The sequence below is a fragment of the Polaromonas sp. SP1 genome (assembly GCF_003711205.1).
In the GTDB taxonomy this organism is placed as follows: domain Bacteria; phylum Pseudomonadota; class Gammaproteobacteria; order Burkholderiales; family Burkholderiaceae_C; genus Polaromonas.
Map to the genome: position 1 here is coordinate 2,715,555 of NZ_CP031013.1, position 16,345 is coordinate 2,731,899.

Here is a 16,345-nt window from a genome sequence, read left to right on the forward strand (position 1 = left end):
TGGGAAAAGGCTGGGGACTTGGCTTGCGGGTAAAAAAAGGCTTGGCGGCGGCTCAATGGCCGGCCGCGCTCGTCATGCGCAGCCGGGGGTCGACCGCGAAGTACAGCAGGTCGACAACCAGGTTGATGACCACAAAGATCAGCGCGATCAGGCAGAGGTAGGCCGCCATGACCGGGATGTCGGCAAAAGTCACGGCCTGGATGAACAGCAGGCCCATGCCGGGCCACTGGAACACCGTCTCGGTGATGATGGCAAAGGCGATCAGCCCGCCCAGCTGCAGGCCGGTGATGGTCATCACCGGCACCAGCGTGTTGCGCAGCGCATGGCCGAAATGGATGACCCGGTTGGGCAGGCCGCGGGCGCGGGCGAACTTGATGTAGTCGGTGCGCAGCACTTCCAGCATTTCGGCGCGCACCAGCCGCATGATCAGCGTGAGCTGGAAAATCGCCAGCGTGGTGGCCGGCAGCACGATGTGGTGCCAGCCTTTGGCCTTGAGCAGGCCGGTGGTCCACCAGCCGATCTGCACCGTCTCGCCGCGGCCGAAGCTCGGGAACCAGCCCAGGCCCACGGCAAACACGAGGATCAGCAGGATGCCGATGAGAAAAGTCGGCAGCGACACGCCCAGCAGGGAAACCGTCATGAACACCTGGCTCAGAAACGAGCCGCGGCGCAGCGCTGAATAAACCCCCATCGGGATGCCGATCAACAGCGCCATCAGGGCCGCCACCGCCGCCAGTTCAAGCGTGGCCGGAAAGCGTTCGGCAATAAGACGTGAAACCTTCGCGCCCTGACGGAGGGACAGGCCGAATTCGCCCTGGGCGGCGTTCATCAGAAAGTGCCAGAACTGCACGATGAAAGGCCGGTCCAGGCCCAGGTCGGCGCGCAGCTGCGTGATTTGCGCGGGCGTCGCGTCCTGTCCCAGCAGGAACACCACTGGGTCGCCGACATACTGAAACAGCATGAAGGCAATCAGGGCGACCACGACCATGACGATCGCGGCCTGGATCAGGCGGCGCAAAACAAAAGCAAGCATTTCGCTTCTTAGAAGTCAAGGAAAAAAGTATCGGGCCATGCTAGCAGAGCAATTGCCGTGCCGACACAGGGTTTACTTCAGGGTTAAAGAAACCCGGTGCCGAGGGTATTTTTCCCCTGGGCCGACCGCGCACGCCCCAAGCCGGAGCCTTTCAGCCTTTTTCAGTGCGGGAAGCGGCGGCCGCGTTGCCGCGCCAACCCGTCAAAGCCGCAGCAGCTTTTTGCGCACCAGGTTGATGTTGGCGCGCAGCGCATAGAGCTCATCGGTGTACGACAGCGGCACGGTGATCTTCTCGGCCCGGTTCTCCAGGTTGTTGAGTTCCTCCAGCAGCTCCTTGTTCGCGCTGCTGCTGTCGCCGCTGCTGTCCACGCGGTTTTCAATGTCGCGCAGCTGGCCGTACCAGCGAAAGATGCGCGAGCGCACACGAAAGGCATACAGCGGCGGGATGATGCGCGACAGCGGCAGCATCACCGCGATGATGATGCCCATCACCAGCCACATGCGCTCGACCAGGTTGGCCACCCAGAAATTCAGGTAGCGCTGCAGCACCGGCGTGCCGTTCTTGATGGCGCGCTCGGCCTCTTTGCCGATGGGCAGTTCGCTGTTGTCGCGGTTGGGGAATTCGCGGGCGCTTTTGAACCAGCCGGCGCCGCCATGGATGTCGTTGCCGGCCTGGGCCAGCAACTGCTGCAGCGCAGGGTGCGTCGTGGTGCGCGTGATGAGGGAGGTGGTGGGCGCCACCAGCTGCACGTCGTCGGGCGGGATGTTGGCCGCCAGGTCGACCACGCCGCGCGGCAGCCGGGTGGGCGTGAGGAAGGCAAAGCGCCTGGAGTACGCCTCGCTCTGGGAAAAGTTCATCAGCTTCACGCCGGGCGTCTGCAGCAGCATCTGCACCATCAGCGATTCAGGCGCCGAGGCAAACACGATGGCGTCGAGCTCGCCGCCCAGAAAGGCCACCGTGGCGGGCGTCTGCTCCAGCTGCGAGACCTTCAGCGATGCCGGGTCAATGCGGTTGCTCTCGAGCAGCTTGCCCATCAGGCTGGGCACCCCGCTGCCGGGCGTGCCGAAGTTGACGCGCAGGCCCTGCAACTGCGTGAGCGCGCTGAGGCTGGCGTCTTCCGCTGGGTCGGTTTTGCCAGCGGTGCGTGCGCCGGGCGCCTTGGCCGCGCGCGCGGCGGCAGCCACCTTGCGCGCGGCGTCTTCCCGGTAAAACAGCCACAGCGGCTCCACAAACAGGCTGCCCAGCGAGGCCAGGTCTTCCTCGTCCTGGCCGGTGTAGTCGCTGGTGCCGCCTTGCACAAAACCCACGTCAACCTTGCCTTCGCGCAGCAGTTGCAGGTTGGCGGCCGAGCCTTCCGAGGGTTTCAGGACGACTTCGATGCCCTCGACCGCCAGCGCCTTGGCGTAACGTTTGCCGAACTCCTCATAAGCGCTTTGGGCCGGGCCGGTGGCCAGCGTCACGCGCTTGGGCGGGTTCGGGTCCAGCCACCAGTAGGCCAGCGCCAGCAGGGCGACGGCCAGCAGGATGAAAGGCCCGGCGGAGACCCACAGATCGCGCAGCGACAGCAAGGTGTAGCGTATGGTTTTTGGCATGCGCTGAACCATAGCATGCGGCCATGAAGGCTGGAGCTGTAAAGCTTTTCTATTGGTAAAAATGGCCTCCAGCCCAATCGTTACCTGGGCTGGAAGCTATCAAAACCATAGCAAACAGGTTCTTACAGCCAGGGCTGCACAAAGGCAAACCAGCCACCGATCGCATAGACCGCCAGGCTGGCCAGGTAAATCCGGGCCGAGGCCTTGCGGGTACGAAGGCAGGCATCGCGCAGGGCAGGGTCGACCGGGCAGGGCGCAAAGCGGTTTCGCCACTGCAGCGTGCCGCTGGCCGCGAGCATGAGGCCGGCAAACACAAAAACTTCCGCCTTGTATTCGCTGACCCACACAAGCCCCGGCACGGCCGACACCAGGCCGGCCAGGGCCGCGCCGGCGCCAAGCGCCACCAGCAGGGCCGGCAGCGCGCAGCAGATCAGCGTGCCGGAGCTGGCAAAGAGCGCCAGCCAGGATGACCACGCTGCCCAGAACCCCGCGCGTTGGCCGTCCCCGGGCACCCCGCTCATTTGGCCGCCTTCACGCCCGCTTTGATCTCGGCGACCGACTGTTGCACCGTTTCCAGCTTGACCACGTCATAGCCTGCATCGGTGATCTCGGCCGTGATGGTTTTGCCGTCCAGCGTCTGGCCTTCTTTAGCTTCGACAGCCACGACTTTTTTCTTCAGGTCCACAAACACCGCCTGTGTGGCGGGCAACTTTGACAGGCGTTTTTCAATGCCCTGCGCGCAAAAGGCGCAGACCATGCCGTTGACGGTGACCTTGACGCTTTCAGCCGCCCATGCAGAAGAAAAAAGGGCCGTAGCCATTGTGATGCTTGCGCTGATAGCTATTAATTTGAGAGCAGATGGGGAGGTGAGTGGTTTCATGGTGAAGTTCCCTGCGGTAGATAGGTGTTGATGTAAATGACGGCGCGGCATCTTCAAAAGATGTACATGAAGTTCAAACGGCCCTGCTTCATGTTGTTGATGCCCAACTCGACGAAATAGCGGTTGTGGATGAGCCGCAGCATCGGTGTGATTTCGGTTTTCCCAGACAGCCCGCGCATGCGCCGCGCCTCAACAATCAGCCAGGGCTGGGTTTCGTCGTAGTCGACCTCGTAAAACGAAAAGCCGGTACGCACCGACGCATAGTCGTGGTTGATGCCCGGCGCGCGGTATAGCCGCACCGAGCCCGACGCGTAAAAGCGCGTGGTCTCATAGTCGACCGAGACGCCCGGCGCCAGCATCGTCTTGCTGCCGCCAAAGTCGTTGCCACGCAAATTGCCGGCGCCGCCCACAAACCAGAAGTTGGCCTGCGAATGCTCCCCGTTGATGCGGTGCAGCAGCCGGGTGTAGGTCAGCTCCGCGAACTCGCGCGTCAGCTTTTTGTCGTCCGAGCGCATGTACAGCCCGCCGGCGCCCAGGGCGTCGCGCGGCGTCAGCGCATGGTTGACCCAGGCTTCACGCCAGTTGGGGCTGAAGTCGCCCATGGCCATGGTGCTGTCCTTGAAACCCATGGGGCCGGCATATGCCAGCGACGCTGCGGCCATGAAGACGGTCGCCAATATTAAGCGCAGCCGGTGCTTCATTTCGCCACCTGAATGCGGGTGACCACCAGCTCGTCGTCCACAGTGGCCACCGAGAAAGTGACCTTGTCGCCGGCCTTGATCGCTTCAAGCAAAGCTGCGTCTTTCACCTTGAAGGGCATGGTCATCGCTTCCATCCCGATGCTCTTGATGGGCGCGTGCCTGAGTGTCACTTTGCCTCGGCCCGCGTCCACTTTCACGACTTGGGCCTTGACGACTTCAGTCTTGCTGTCTGCCGGGTTTGCGGCATGTGTGTTTGCCGTCAGGCCCAGCAGGGCGGCCATAAAAACGGCGACATGGAGCCGCGCTGATAAAGAATTCCTCATTTCGATCTCCAGAAGGCGGGCGGCACAAGGGCTGCCCCGATTCAAAGCGCCTGCCGGCAAGCGGCAGACGCACCTTGGGCGTGGAGATCAGAAAATGGGTGGTTTGAAGCTGGAGGTGCGCTCGGCGCTGGTGAAAAGCGTGCCGCCGGCCAAAGGCTCGGCATGCGGTATGAAGCCGGCTGGCTGAAGGCCGGGCCAGGTAAAAGAAGCGAGGGCCAGGCACAGCTCGCAGGTGTTGCAGCCATTGCAGTGGGCGACGTCTGCCGCGGGCGTTTCTGCCTTGCTCGCCTGTGCAAACATGGGGCAGTCTTCCGGCATGGCCGATGCCTCGGCGCCGGCTTCGGCGACAAGGGCGGCCTGCGGAGCCATCGCCACCTGCTGCGCGGCCATGTCCACCGCCATGGCATTGCCCACCCAGCCGCGCACCGGCAGCAGGGCGATCATGAGGGCAAGGAGTAAAACGCGCATCAGTGAATGATAAGTTGGCGTACGGAAAGTTCCATGCTTTCCGTTGGGAGATACATGGAACCGGCCGGGCCGGCTATTTTCGCGGCTCTATGGTCAGCACCGTGTAGGCGCCGTTGACCTTGTCCGCCGTGAAGCTGACCGGGTCGCCGGCCTCGACCTTGTCCAGCAGGGCACGGTCTTTCACCTGGAACACCATGGTCATGCCCGGCATGTCCAGGTTCTTGATCTCGCCGTGCTTGAGCGTGACTTTGCCGGCCTCCTTGTCGACCTTGCGGACTTCGCCTTCGGTGGGCGGCAGGGTTGCTTGCGCGAGCGCCAGCGAAGTTGCCAGTGCGGCCAGGAGGATTGCCAGGATGTGGTTGATGCGTTTCATGGTGAATCCTTTCAGCCGCGGTGGTAGCTTTGGTAAACGCGGCTGCCGCCGTCCTGAAGGACGAGCAGCACGTCATACGGGTCCTTGCGCCCGCCATAAACCGGCGCGTCCATGCCCGGCGAGCCGACCGGCATGCCGGGCACGGCCAGGCCAATAGCCTGCGGGCGCTCCTTCAGCAGGCGGCGGATCTCGCGGGCCGGCACATGGCCTTCCAGCGCATAACGCTTGCCCTGCACGCCGACTTCCGCGGTGTGGCAAGAACCGAGCTTTTGCGGAATGCCCAGGCGGGTGCGGGCCGCCGTGTTGCCGCTGTCGTGCACGCGTACCTGAAAGCCGTTGGCCTCCAGGTGCGCCACCCAGTCCTTGCAGCAGCCGCAGTCGGGGTCTTTCCAGACTTCGACGGGCACTTTGGTTTGGGCCCACAGTGCGGGGGCGACGGCTGTGCCTGCCAGAGCGGCCATTGCCTGCATGAGTTGTCGTCTTTGCATCAAGTGTTCTCCTTGTACGGTATGAAATCAGCGCGCCGCGACGGTGATCTTGCCCACCATCCCCGCCTGGTAGTGGCCGGCGATCAGGCAGGCAAAGTCAAAATCGCCCGCGCGGTTGAAAGTCCAGACCAGTCCGCCTGACTTGCCGGCAGGCACGTGGGCCATATACGGCTCGTCATGCTCCATGCCCGGAAATTTCACCATCATCGCTGCATGCGCGTCGAGCTCCGCTTTCGTGCCTATCACCAGCTCGTGCAACAGCTTGCCCTGGTTCTGGATCACAAAGCGCACCGTCTCGCCCTGCTTGAAAGAGAGTTTGTCGGATGAAAAGCGCATGTTGTCCGTCATCGACAGCGTCACGGTGCGCGTGACCGCTTTGGCATCGCCGGCAATGCCCCAGGGCTTTTGTTCCTTCTTGACGGCGGCGGGCGCTTTTGCTGGGCGGGCCCCATCTCCATGAGAAAAAGCGGCTGCAGCCCATATGGATATTGTGCAGGCAGCTATCAATTTAAGAGCAGATTGAAATTTCATGATGTTCCTTGATCGGTGATAAACGCAGGGGAGATGAACCGGGTCAATGGCTGCCATGGCCTGAAGGCTTGCGGATTTGTACTTCGGCCGCCGGTGCGGCTGCGGCGCCGCCCGCCTTCGCGCGCTCCGGCTCCGGCAAGCCGCCTTTCCATTCAAAGGCCTGCGTGCCGGGCGGTTGCCGGTACCAGCCGGGGTTGCTGTAGTCGCCGGGCTTCTGGTCTTTGCGCACCTTGAGCATGCTGAACATGCCGCCCATCTCGACGCCGCCGTAGGGGCCTGTGCCCGTCATCATGGGCGCGGTGTTGTCGGGGATTTGCATCTGCATCTCGCCCATGTCGGCCATGCCGCGCTCGCCCATCACCATGTAGTCGGGCGCGGATTTCTGGATCTGCCTGATCAGGCCGCGGTGGTCCACACCGATCATCGTAGGCACGTTGTGGCCCATGGCGTTCATGGTGTGGTGGCTCTTGTGGCAATGAAACGCCCAGTCGCCTTCTTCGTCGGCCAGGAACTCAAGCTGCCGCATCTGGCCCACCGCCACATCGGCCGTCACCTCGGGCCAGCGCGACACCCGGGGTGTGGGGCCGCCGTCGGTGCCGGTCACGGTGAACTCGTGGCCGTGCAGGTGGATGGGGTGATTGGTCATGGTGAGGTTGCCCACGCGAATGCGCACCTTGTCATTTTTACGCACCACCAGCGGGTCTATGCCCGGGAAGATGCGGCTGTTCCAGCTCCATAAATTGAAGTCCAGCATGGTCATGATTTTGGGCGTCATGCTGCCGGGCTCGATATCGTAGGCGTTGAGCAGAAACACAAAGTCGCGGTCCACCTCGTCAATCAGCGGGTGTTTTTCTTTGGGGTGCGTCACCCAGAAGCCCATCATGCCCATGGCCATCTGCGTCATCTCGTCGGCATGCGGGTGGTACATGAATGTGCCCGGGCGCCGGGCGGTGAACTCATAGACAAAGGTTTTGCCCACCGGGATCGCCGGCTGGTTCAAACCCGCCACGCCGTCCATGCCATTGGGCAGGCGCTGGCCGTGCCAGTGGATGGTGGTGTGCTCGGGCAGCTTGTTGGTGACGAAGATGCGCACGCTGTCGCCTTCCACCACCTCGAAGGTGGGGCCGGGGCTCTGGCCGTTGTAGCCCCACATATTGGCCTTGAAGCCAGGCGCCATTTCGCGCACCACCGGCTCGGCCACCAGGTGAAACTCCTTGACGCCCTTGTTCATGCGCCAGGGCAGGGTCCAGCCGTTAAGCGTCACCACCGGGTTGTAGGGGCGGCCGTTGGGCGGAACCAGCGGCGCGGCGGTGTTGGCATGTGTCATGGCGGCCGGCTCGGGCAGGGCAGCCATCGCCACCTTGCTGACGGATGCCGCCGCAACGGCGCTTATGCCCGCCGCTGTCGCCCGGTTGAAAAAATGTCGTCGATTCATGGGAAGTCCTTGGGATTCGTGGGTGAGGGCGCGCATCAGTGCGCGGCTGCGCCGGAAGCGCGTTGTGCCGAGGCACCGGAGGCAGCGCCTGAAGCGGCCTCCAAAGGCGCGCCGGCCAGCACGGTTTGAAGGTCTGCGTCGGCCAGCCAGAAGTCGCGCTGGGCTTCGACCGCGCTGCCGGCGGCCTGCGCCTGCGCGCGCGCCTCGGCCAGCAGTTCAAAGACGCTGGCCAGCATGCCGTTGTAGCGCAGCAAGGTCTCGTCGTTGACGAACTGGTAGAGCGGCAGCACCTCGGCCTGGTAGTGCCTGGCCAGGTCGTAGCTTGAGCGATAGGTGTTGTAAGCCTCGCGTGCTTGGCTGCGCGCCTTCACGGCCAGTTCGCGCACCCGGGCCGCGTCGCGCATCGCGTCCCACAGCGCGTCGGCGCCGGGTTCGCGCCTGGCGGCGCGTTGCCCGGCCCATTGCGCGTTGGCCAGTTGCAGGTCCAGCCGCTGCTGCAGCACGCGGCTTTCCACGTCGGGCAATTCTTGCGGCTGAGTGGGCAAGTCGGGCAGGCGCTCCGGCAGCGTGAAGCCGGTTTGCGCGCCCCACAAGCCCATGGCCACGATGAGCTTTTCGCGTTCGCTGAAAGCCGTTTGCTGAGCCCGCGCCAGCTGCGCCGCCGCGTCGGCCAGCAGCAGTTGCTCGCGCGCTTGCTGCAGCTTGCTCCAGTTGCCGGCGCGCGCCATGCGGCGGGCCAGCTCGCCGCCGGCTTCGGCGCTTTCTTTGGCTGCTGCCAGGTGGCGGGCGATTTGCGCGGCCGCCACGGCGCGCGTCCAGGCCTTGCGCACCTGGGCCGACAGCACCGTGATGTCCTGGCTGGCCTGGCGTTTGGCCGGGTTGCGGGCCGCCACCGCGTCCGAGACGTTCACGCCTTCGCTGGCCAGTGAAAGTTGCAGGCCGGGGTTGTTAAGCAAGGCGATGCGCACAGCCGCATCGGCGCTGAGCGGGCCCGCTGCCAGCAGGGGCGCGATGGCCGCATCGGAATCTACCCCCGGCCGCGCGATGGCGATGGGGATGGTCGCCTGGCCCTGGGCCAGGCCTTGCAGGCCGCTCACGCCGCCGTCGGGCGGCGTGGCCGCGCCGGCTGTGAGGGTGATGAGCAGCAGCGCCAGCGCGCCAGCCTGGTGAGGAATCAAAGAGTGGTTCATCGCCGGCCTCATGGTTTCGAAGCGGCCGGTGCCGCTGGCTGGGCGCCCTGGGACTGTTCCCACTTCAAAAGATCGGCATGGCCTCTTTTGAACTGGCCGGCGTCGGCATTCGATTTCTTCCAGTCGATGTTCGCCTGTTCGACACCGGCGGGCAGGCCTGCAAATGCTGAGCGGTACAAGGCGGCGGGGACGGGCGTCGCCGGATTCGCCGCCTGCTCGGTGGGGCGCGGGTCAGGCTGGGGGTAGGGGCTGGCCTGCGCAAAGGCGGCGGCTGAACCCATCGAAAGCAGCACGGCCACCGGCCATGCGCGCGGGTTGGAAATGACGCGAGTGTTCACAAAAATCTCCTGAAATACATGCGGGTGCGATGGCGGGCATCGCGTGATCCGGCGCTGTCAGCCGCCAAAAAGACGGCTTAAGACGAACCGGGGGCAAGTACAGACCCACTACGGGCCTGGAGATCAGGAAATGGGTGGTTTTTGGCGCAGTGCGGCGTCGGCACTGGCAAAGTGGTCCGCTGCCGGCAGGGGCAGGGCCAGGGACTTGAAGACGGGGCTCAGGTCTGGCCCCGCCAGCGACAGCGCCACCGTGTTGCAGGCCTGGCAAGCCGCGCAGGATTCGCAGTGGCCGTCGGCCGTGTGGGTGCTTTCGCCGCTGCTGCGGCCTGCGCAGTCCGGCTCGGCTGCCGGTTGCGCCTGTGCCATATCTTCATGGTCAAAATGGGCTGCAGCCAAGGTGTGGTCTTGGTGTTCAGCTATCGTTTTGGTAGCGCCGTGGTGCTCGCCGGGCTGTTGGGACTGCGCGTGCTGTACCTGCCCGGCCGCCATCTGCGTGGCCATCGCATCGCCCACCCAGCCGCGCAAAGGCAGCAGGGCGATCAAAAGGGCGAGGAGCAAGTGGCGCATGGTGATGATGGAGGCGCGTGGGGCTGAAAAGTTCCTGGGCTGCCGGTCCCGCTCAGCCCTTTTGCAACTGCAGCCCGGCCTTGTCAATCCACAGCTGCAGGCTGTCCAGCAACTCCGTCTGGCTGAACGAGCAGCTTTCTTCGGTGAACAACGCGCTGGACTCCAGGCCGTTCAGCAACTGCGACAACACGTCATTAAAGCGCCCGGGCAGGGCAGCCGCCAGGCTTTGCTGCTGCGCCGCCAGTTGCGAAAACGCGGCGGCGCCGAGCTGGCCGCTGCGCAGTTGTTGCAAGGAGGTGTGTATGGCGTCGAGTTGCTGTTGAGGTGTCATGGCCCTATTGTAAAAACTTAAGCCGCCGCCGAAGCCGGCACACGCGCCGGCTCGCGTTCAAACACCAGCGTCAGCATGGCCATCAGGCCAAACGGCACGCCGACCCAGCCCAGCCGTGCAAAGCCCACTTCGCCCAGCAGCGAGCCGCTGATCACCGCCCCCAGCGCCGTGCCCACGTACAGCATCGAGCCATTGAGGCTGAGCAGCAGCGGCGCCTGCGCGGGTGACAGCATGGCTAGCCGGCTTTGCTGCGGCGCCATCAGCCCGAAGCCGGCGATGCCCCAGGCCACCAGCACGGCCAGGGTGGCAGGCACATTGCCGCCGGTGAGCGGCAGCAGACACATCATGGTGATCAGCACCGCCAGCTGCACCCGCATGGACCGCAGCGCGCCAAAGCGGTCGGTGGCCCAGCCGCCCACCAGCGTGCCGGCCACGCCAGCCAGGCCAAAGACGGCCAGCGTGATGGACAGCTGGGTCGACGTCATCGGGTTCAGCGCGTGCAGCACCGGGCCCACATAGGCGAACACGCTGAAGATGGCGATGAAGTACAGCAACGTGCGGCCCCACACGCGCAGCACGGCAGGCTGGCGCGCGGCGCTGCGAAAACCCGCAAAGCTGGTGCCGGCGCTGGCCATGTTGGCCGGGATCAGCCAGCTGGCGGCCACCAGCGCGGCGACGCTCGCTGCTGCCGAGAGCCACACCGGCACACGCCAGCCAAACTCAAAACCCAGCCACGCGCCAATCGGCAGGCCGACGGCGTAGCTGATGCTCATGCCCAGGAAGGTGATGGACAGCGCCCGGCCGCGCTGCGCCGGCGCCACCATGCTGACGGCCAGTGCCGACGCGGCGGCGGTAAACATCGCACCCGCGCCCATCAGCACGCGGCCGAGCAGCAGCAAGGTGAAGTTGGGCGCCAGCGCGCAGACCAGGCAGCCCAGCGCAAACAGCGAAAGCGCCAGCTGCACCGCCCGCTTGCGCGGCCATTTGGCCGTGACGATGATGAGCACCGGCGCGAGCACGGCTGTGGCGATGGCGTAAGCCGTCATGGCCTGCCCGGCGGCCGCCACGCTGATGCCCAGCGACACACTCATGGGCTGCAGGATGCCGCCGAGCACAAAAGCGCCGCTGCCGATCACGAGGTTGCACAGGGCGAAGAAATACAGAATGGGCGGCATGGTGTTGTGAAATGACAGGGCAGGGGCAGTTGATGCCCAAATAGACCTCCAGCCCAATAAGCACATGGGCAGCCAGCTATCAAAATGAGAGCAAGCGGAGGCGCGTCCCTGTCATTGTGCGGGAAGCCGCCCAACCCCTGCCGGGCTGGGGGGAACGGCGGGGCGCGCGGCTGGGCGTCAGGCCTGCGGAACCCAGGGCCCGTTGACCGGCAGGCCGGGGGCGCTGCTCAAAATTTCCAGGTCGGCCGGCTTGGGCGTGTTGTCGCCCGCACCCTGGATTTTCACGATGTCTTGCGGGCAGGCGGAAAACGCCACAAAACAATCCATCTCGGCGCGCAGCGTGATCGAGTCGCCCGCCTTGGTCACCGTGGGCAGCGTTTTGAGCGTGATGCCGTCGGGCTGCACCTGGATGTTCATGAAGATGTTGAAGGAGGCGAGGATGGCGCGCGGCGGCGTCAGGCCCAGCGCGAACATGCCTTCAAACATGTTGTCGCAGCAGTTGCGGTGGTAGCCCTTCACGCCCAGCAGCTCATAACGGCGGCGGTCGCAGGCGGCCATGAAGGTGTCGTGCACGCCGGGTGAGGTGTCTTCGACCACGGTGAGGATGGGGTGGCGCTGGTTGGTGACGAAGGAGTCGCCGACGAGGGGGTTCAGGCGCTGGTTCCACACGCGGGTGGTTTCCATGCACATGAATTCATTCAGGTCATAGGCGTTGAAGGCCCAGCAATCGACCACCTGCGTGCCATGGGTGTTGACCACCTTCACGGCCTGGCCGGCCTGGAGGCGCACGGCCTTGCCGTGGCCGGCGGGAATGTGGAGCATGCGGTTCGAAACAGTTGCGGTCATGGCGTCACGAGCTAAGGGGCTTACTGGATCATGCCGAGGAACTGCTTGAGCTCGGCGGTTTGCGGGTTGGAAAACACTTCATCGGGCGGCCCGATCTCATGCACACGGCCCTGGTGCATAAAGACCACGCGGTCGCAGACCTTGCGCGCAAAGTTCATCTCGTGCGTCACCATCAAGAGCGTCATGCCTTCGGCCGCCAGGCTTTCGACCACCTGCAGCACTTCGCCCACCAGCTCCGGGTCCAGCGCAGACGTGATCTCGTCGCACAGCAGCACCGAAGGCTGCATGGCCAGTGCGCGCGCGATGGCCACACGCTGTTGCTGCCCGCCCGAGAGCTGGTCGGGCCAGGATTCGAATTTCTCGGCCAGGCCCACGCGCTGCAGCAGGGCGCGCGCATGTTCGGCCGCGGGAGCGCCGGCCGTTTTTTTCACCAGCGTGGGCGCCAGCATGATGTTCTTGCCGACGGTGAGGTGCGGAAAGAGGTTAAAGCTCTGGAAGATCATGCCCACGCGCTGGCGCAGCTCGCGCATGACCTGCGGGTTGTCGTGCAGCAGGTGTTTGCCGTCCACGCGCAGTGTGCCGCTTTGAAAGACTTCCAGCCCGTTGATGCAGCGCAGCAGCGTGCTTTTGCCTGAGCCGCTTTTGCCGATGATGGCGATCACTTCGCCGGCCTTGACTTCAAGGTCTATGCCTTTGAGAACTTCGTTTGTCCCAAAGCTTTTACGCAGCTGGTTGATTTCGACAAGCGTGCGGTCAGAAACGGTTGTTGCGGCATTAGCGTCCATGGCGGGCTTTCCTCTCAAGCTTGCGTGCATACAGGGAGACGGGGAAACACAGGGCGAAGTACATCAGCGCGACGCAGCTGTACACCAGGAAAGGCTTGAAGGTGGCGTTGGTGATCATGGTGCCGGCCTTGGTCAGCTCGATAAAACCGATCACCGAAGCCAGCGCCGTGCCCTTGATGACCTGCACCAGGAAGCCCACCGTGGGCGGCACGGCAATCCGCACGGCTTGCGGCAGCACGATGTACTTCAGCTGCTCGCCGAAGTTGAGCGCCAGGCTTTGCGCGGCTTCCCATTGGCCTTTGGGAATGGCGTCGACGCAGCCGCGCCAGATTTCGGCCAGGTAGGCGCTGGTGTAAAGCGTCAGCGCCACTGCGGCCGCCACCCACGCCGGCACATTGATGCCAAAAAGCGCCAGGCCGAAGTAGGCCAGGAAGAGCTGCATCAGCAAGGGCGTGCCCTGGAACAGCAGCACATAAGCGTCGAGTGCGCGGCGCGATATGCGCGCCGCCTTCTGCGCGCCCGGCACCGCGCGGGTGGCGGACAGCCGGCCCACCAGCAGCAACATGCCGACAATGCCGCCGCCTATGAAGGCGACGAGCGAGAGCACGACCGTCCAGCGTGCTGCCAGCAGCAGGTTGCGGAAGATGTCCCAGACGGAAAATTCAATCATGGCGATTCCTTTTCGAACGTTGAGATCTTCATGCCAGCATGAGCCGCGGAACCGGCTTTGCCGGGCCGCAGGCGGGCGGCCCCCTCGGGGGGCAGAGAGCTACACGAAGTGAGCGAACGTGGGGGCATATTTATCGCCCGAACAGGAACTTGGGCCCCATCCAGTTGAGTAACTTGCGCACCGCGATCGACAGCACCAGGTAAATCAGCGTGGCGATGATGAAGGCCTCAAACGCCCGGAAGTTGCGTCCCTGGATCAGGTTGGCGGCGTATGACAGCTCCTGCGTCGAGATCTGCCCGCAAACCGCCGAGCCCAGCATCACGATGATGATCTGGCTCACCATGGCAGGCCAGACTTTCTTGAGCGCCGGCGGCAGTACCACGCGGGTGTAGATCTGCACCCGGTTCAGCGCCAGGCTTTCGGCCGCTTCAATCTGGCCGCGCGGCGTGGCTTCAACACCCGCGCGAATGATTTCGGTCGCGTAGGCCGAGAGGTTGATCACCATCGCCAGCACCGAGGCCGTCTCGGGCGAGAGCTTGAAGCCCGCAGCCGGCAGGCCAAAGAAGATAAAAAACAGCTGCACGATAAAAGGCGTGTTGCGGATCAGCTCCACATAGGTGCCCACCACCCAGCGCAGCCACGTCGGCCCACTCGCGCGCGCCCAGGCAAAGGCCATGCCCATGAACATGCCCAGCACCGACGAAATCGCTGTCAGGCCCAGCGTCCAGGCGACGCCAGTGGCCAGCAAAGGCCATTGTGACAACACCGCCATAAAGTCGAGTTCAATGCGCATAGATATTCACACCCCTGTTGCGGTTCGCTTCGCGTAACCGCCTCTCCCCTTGCAGGGGACGCCGCTGGCGGCCCGGCGAAGCCGGTTCCGCTGCGGCCTTGCAAGGATGGAGAAAGCGGTCACGGCCTATGCCTTGCTTGGTCTACGCGATCACTGGGGGAGATTCCCTGCCGGACGACCTAACCACTTGACGGCCATCTTGTCCAGGTCGCCATTCTTCTTGGCCTCGGCAATCACTTCATTGACCTTCAGGCGCAGCTTGTCTTCACCCTTGGCCACGCCAATGAAGTTGGGGCTGTCGCTGAGCAGCAGCTTGTATTCGGTGTTCAGCTGCGGGTTCTTGGCCATCATGTTGCCGGCCACGGAGGCGCCGGTGGCGATCAGCTGCACCTGGCCGGCGGTGTAGGCCGACACGGTGGTGTTGTTGTCTTCAAAGCGTTTGATGTCGGCGCCGCTGGGCGCGACTTTGGTCAGTTCCTGGTCTTCCAGGGCGGCACGTGTCACGCTGATGGTTTTGCCGCTGAGGTCGGCAAAGGATTTGATGCTCAGGCTCTTGGGGCCGAACACCGCCTGGAAGAAAGGCGAATAGGCGGCGGTGAAGTCGATGACTTTTTCACGGTCGGGGTTTTTGCCCAGCGTGGAGATCACCAGGTCGGCCTTTTTGGTCTGCAGGTAGGCGATGCGGTTGGCGCTGGTCACGGGCACCAGCTCAACTTTTACGCCGAGCTTTTGTGCGATGTAGCCGGCCATTTCCACATCCAGTCCCTGGGGCTTCAAGTCAGTGCCGACCATGCCGTAAGGCGGAAAGTCGGTCGGGATGGCGATCTTGATTTCCTTGGCCTTCATGATGTCGTCCAGCGCGGTTTGCGCATGGGCACCGGTGGCGCCCAGCACCGCGGCTGCGGCAAGGGCTAAAGAGAAAACGCGTTTGCTGGACTTCATAGCAGGGCTCCAAGGTAGGTTGAGGAATCTTCAGGTGGTTTGGCCGAAGCACGGCCGGCTTTGCGAACACGGGCGGGGGAATCTTTGGACGCCGCGAGCGGGCTCAAGGCGCTGCGCAGGTGCGACAACGGGTCGCCCGCGCTGGTCTGCAGCTTGAGCGCGGCCTGCACACTGCCGATATGCGCCTGCATGAGTTTTTCGGCTTTGTTGAGGTCGCCTTTTTCCAGCGCCTGCACGATCTGCACATGCTCTTCACACGACTGCGCCGCGTCGTGCGACGACTGGTAGAGCATGGCGATAAGGGTGGTGCGCGCGGTGAAGTCGCGCAGCGTGTCGGCCAGCAGGCTGTTGCCCAGGCATTCGGCCAGGCACACATGAAAGTCGCCCAGCAAGAAACTGCGCAGGCCCACGTCGTCGCCCTTCACGGCGGCTTTCTCGCGCGTCAGGTGGCTTTTGAGTTGTTTGATGGCGGCCTTGCTCACGTCGCCGGTGCAGCGGATCAGGCCCATCTCGATCACCCGGCGCGCCTCAAAGGCCTCACGTGCTTCTTCCTGCGAAGGCTCAATCACATACCAGCCGCGCCGGCTGCTGACGGTCACGATGCCGCGCACTGCCAGCCGCGTCAGGGCCTCGCGCACGATGGTGCGGCTGCAGTCAAACAGCATGGCCAGCTGCTGCTCGCCCAGGCGCGCGCCGGGCGCAAGCTTTTGCGCCATCACGGCTTCAATGATGCGGTTGCTGATATCTGCTGCGGTGGCCATGCACCCGGTAGTGCATAAGCCGTGCCAGCCTGGCTAACTGGTTTAACCAGCTGGTATACAAGTTTTGCGCACCTTGGCGGTGTGCCGGTGCATCAATTTGCGGCTTTGCGTTTCGCATGCAC

At 64.0% G+C, this 16,345-nt stretch carries 22 protein-coding genes; all 22 read right to left on the bottom strand.

Annotated elements, in window-relative coordinates:
- Positions 1–52: 52 nt before the first annotated feature.
- The 22 genes from DT070_RS12835 to DT070_RS12940 all read right to left on the bottom strand — a co-directional run bounded on the left by DT070_RS12835 (position 53) and on the right by DT070_RS12940 (position 16,223).
- Entirely contained in the window at positions 53–1,033 is a 981-nt protein-coding gene (locus tag DT070_RS12835; protein WP_122955753.1) for an ABC transporter permease, read from the bottom strand.
- 201 nt (positions 1,034–1,234) lie between these two features.
- Positions 1,235–2,626, bottom strand: coding sequence for a TAXI family TRAP transporter solute-binding subunit (locus tag DT070_RS12840; protein WP_122957388.1), 1,392 nt, complete (start codon positions 2,624–2,626; stop codon positions 1,235–1,237).
- A gap of 122 nt (positions 2,627–2,748) precedes the next feature.
- A complete protein-coding gene (locus DT070_RS12845; RefSeq protein WP_122955754.1) occupies positions 2,749–3,147 on the bottom strand; it encodes a hypothetical protein in 399 nt (132 codons plus the stop codon).
- Positions 3,144–3,506, bottom strand: coding sequence for a heavy-metal-associated domain-containing protein (locus DT070_RS12850; protein WP_228778501.1), 363 nt, complete (start codon positions 3,504–3,506; stop codon positions 3,144–3,146). The genes DT070_RS12845 and DT070_RS12850 overlap by 4 nt, the downstream gene beginning before the upstream one ends.
- Before the next feature lie 53 nt (positions 3,507–3,559).
- Complete coding sequence (locus DT070_RS12855) at positions 3,560–4,168, bottom strand: hypothetical protein (protein WP_206074042.1); 609 nt, start codon at positions 4,166–4,168, stop codon at positions 3,560–3,562.
- A 35-nt stretch (positions 4,169–4,203) separates the two neighbouring features.
- A complete protein-coding gene (locus tag DT070_RS12860; protein ID WP_122955757.1) occupies positions 4,204–4,530 on the bottom strand; it encodes a copper-binding protein in 327 nt (108 codons plus the stop codon).
- Positions 4,531–4,617: 87 nt separating this feature from the next.
- On the bottom strand, positions 4,618–4,998 hold the full coding sequence (locus DT070_RS12865) for a hypothetical protein (RefSeq protein ID WP_122955758.1): 381 nt from the start codon (positions 4,996–4,998) through the stop codon (positions 4,618–4,620).
- 73 nt (positions 4,999–5,071) lie between these two features.
- Positions 5,072–5,371 (bottom strand): copper-binding protein, encoded by a 300-nt coding sequence (locus tag DT070_RS12870; protein ID WP_122955759.1) that lies wholly within the window; start codon positions 5,369–5,371, stop codon positions 5,072–5,074.
- Between the two features lie 11 nt (positions 5,372–5,382).
- Complete coding sequence (locus DT070_RS12875) at positions 5,383–5,859, bottom strand: DUF411 domain-containing protein (protein ID WP_122955760.1); 477 nt, start codon at positions 5,857–5,859, stop codon at positions 5,383–5,385.
- 27 nt (positions 5,860–5,886) lie between these two features.
- Complete coding sequence (locus DT070_RS12880; RefSeq protein ID WP_122955761.1) at positions 5,887–6,390, bottom strand: plastocyanin/azurin family copper-binding protein; 504 nt, start codon at positions 6,388–6,390, stop codon at positions 5,887–5,889.
- 43 nt (positions 6,391–6,433) lie between these two features.
- The gene (locus DT070_RS12885) at positions 6,434–7,825 is read right to left on the bottom strand and encodes a multicopper oxidase family protein (RefSeq protein ID WP_122955762.1); all 1,392 of its coding nucleotides are present in this window, start codon (positions 7,823–7,825) and stop codon (positions 6,434–6,436) included.
- Between the two features lie 35 nt (positions 7,826–7,860).
- On the bottom strand, positions 7,861–9,015 hold the full coding sequence (locus DT070_RS12890) for an RND transporter (protein WP_122955763.1): 1,155 nt from the start codon (positions 9,013–9,015) through the stop codon (positions 7,861–7,863).
- 8 nt (positions 9,016–9,023) lie between these two features.
- Positions 9,024–9,353, bottom strand: a complete 330-nt coding sequence (locus DT070_RS12895; RefSeq protein WP_122955764.1) for a hypothetical protein — start codon at positions 9,351–9,353, stop codon at positions 9,024–9,026.
- A gap of 123 nt (positions 9,354–9,476) precedes the next feature.
- A complete protein-coding gene (locus tag DT070_RS12900) occupies positions 9,477–9,920 on the bottom strand; it encodes a hypothetical protein (RefSeq protein WP_122955765.1) in 444 nt (147 codons plus the stop codon).
- A 52-nt stretch (positions 9,921–9,972) separates the two neighbouring features.
- On the bottom strand, positions 9,973–10,251 hold the full coding sequence (locus tag DT070_RS12905; RefSeq protein WP_122955766.1) for a hypothetical protein: 279 nt from the start codon (positions 10,249–10,251) through the stop codon (positions 9,973–9,975).
- Between the two features lie 17 nt (positions 10,252–10,268).
- Complete coding sequence (locus tag DT070_RS12910) at positions 10,269–11,426, bottom strand: MFS transporter (protein ID WP_122955767.1); 1,158 nt, start codon at positions 11,424–11,426, stop codon at positions 10,269–10,271.
- 177 nt (positions 11,427–11,603) lie between these two features.
- Complete coding sequence (locus DT070_RS12915) at positions 11,604–12,248, bottom strand: DUF1989 domain-containing protein (protein ID WP_206074043.1); 645 nt, start codon at positions 12,246–12,248, stop codon at positions 11,604–11,606.
- Positions 12,249–12,292: 44 nt separating this feature from the next.
- Positions 12,293–13,057 carry an amino acid ABC transporter ATP-binding protein gene (locus DT070_RS12920; protein ID WP_122955769.1) on the bottom strand — a complete coding sequence of 255 codons (765 nt, stop codon included), beginning with the start codon at positions 13,055–13,057 and terminating at the stop codon, positions 12,293–12,295.
- Positions 13,047–13,727, bottom strand: a complete 681-nt coding sequence (locus tag DT070_RS12925; RefSeq protein WP_122955770.1) for an amino acid ABC transporter permease — start codon at positions 13,725–13,727, stop codon at positions 13,047–13,049. Before DT070_RS12925 ends, DT070_RS12920 begins: the two co-directional genes overlap by 11 nt.
- 130 nt (positions 13,728–13,857) lie before the next feature.
- Positions 13,858–14,520: an amino acid ABC transporter permease gene (locus DT070_RS12930; protein WP_122955771.1), complete on the bottom strand. Its 663-nt coding sequence runs from the start codon at positions 14,518–14,520 to the stop codon at positions 13,858–13,860.
- A 150-nt stretch (positions 14,521–14,670) separates the two neighbouring features.
- On the bottom strand, positions 14,671–15,462 hold the full coding sequence (locus DT070_RS12935; protein WP_122955772.1) for a transporter substrate-binding domain-containing protein: 792 nt from the start codon (positions 15,460–15,462) through the stop codon (positions 14,671–14,673).
- A complete protein-coding gene (locus DT070_RS12940; RefSeq protein WP_122955773.1) occupies positions 15,459–16,223 on the bottom strand; it encodes a GntR family transcriptional regulator in 765 nt (254 codons plus the stop codon). The genes DT070_RS12935 and DT070_RS12940 overlap by 4 nt, the downstream gene beginning before the upstream one ends.
- Positions 16,224–16,345: the final 122 nt, after the last annotated feature.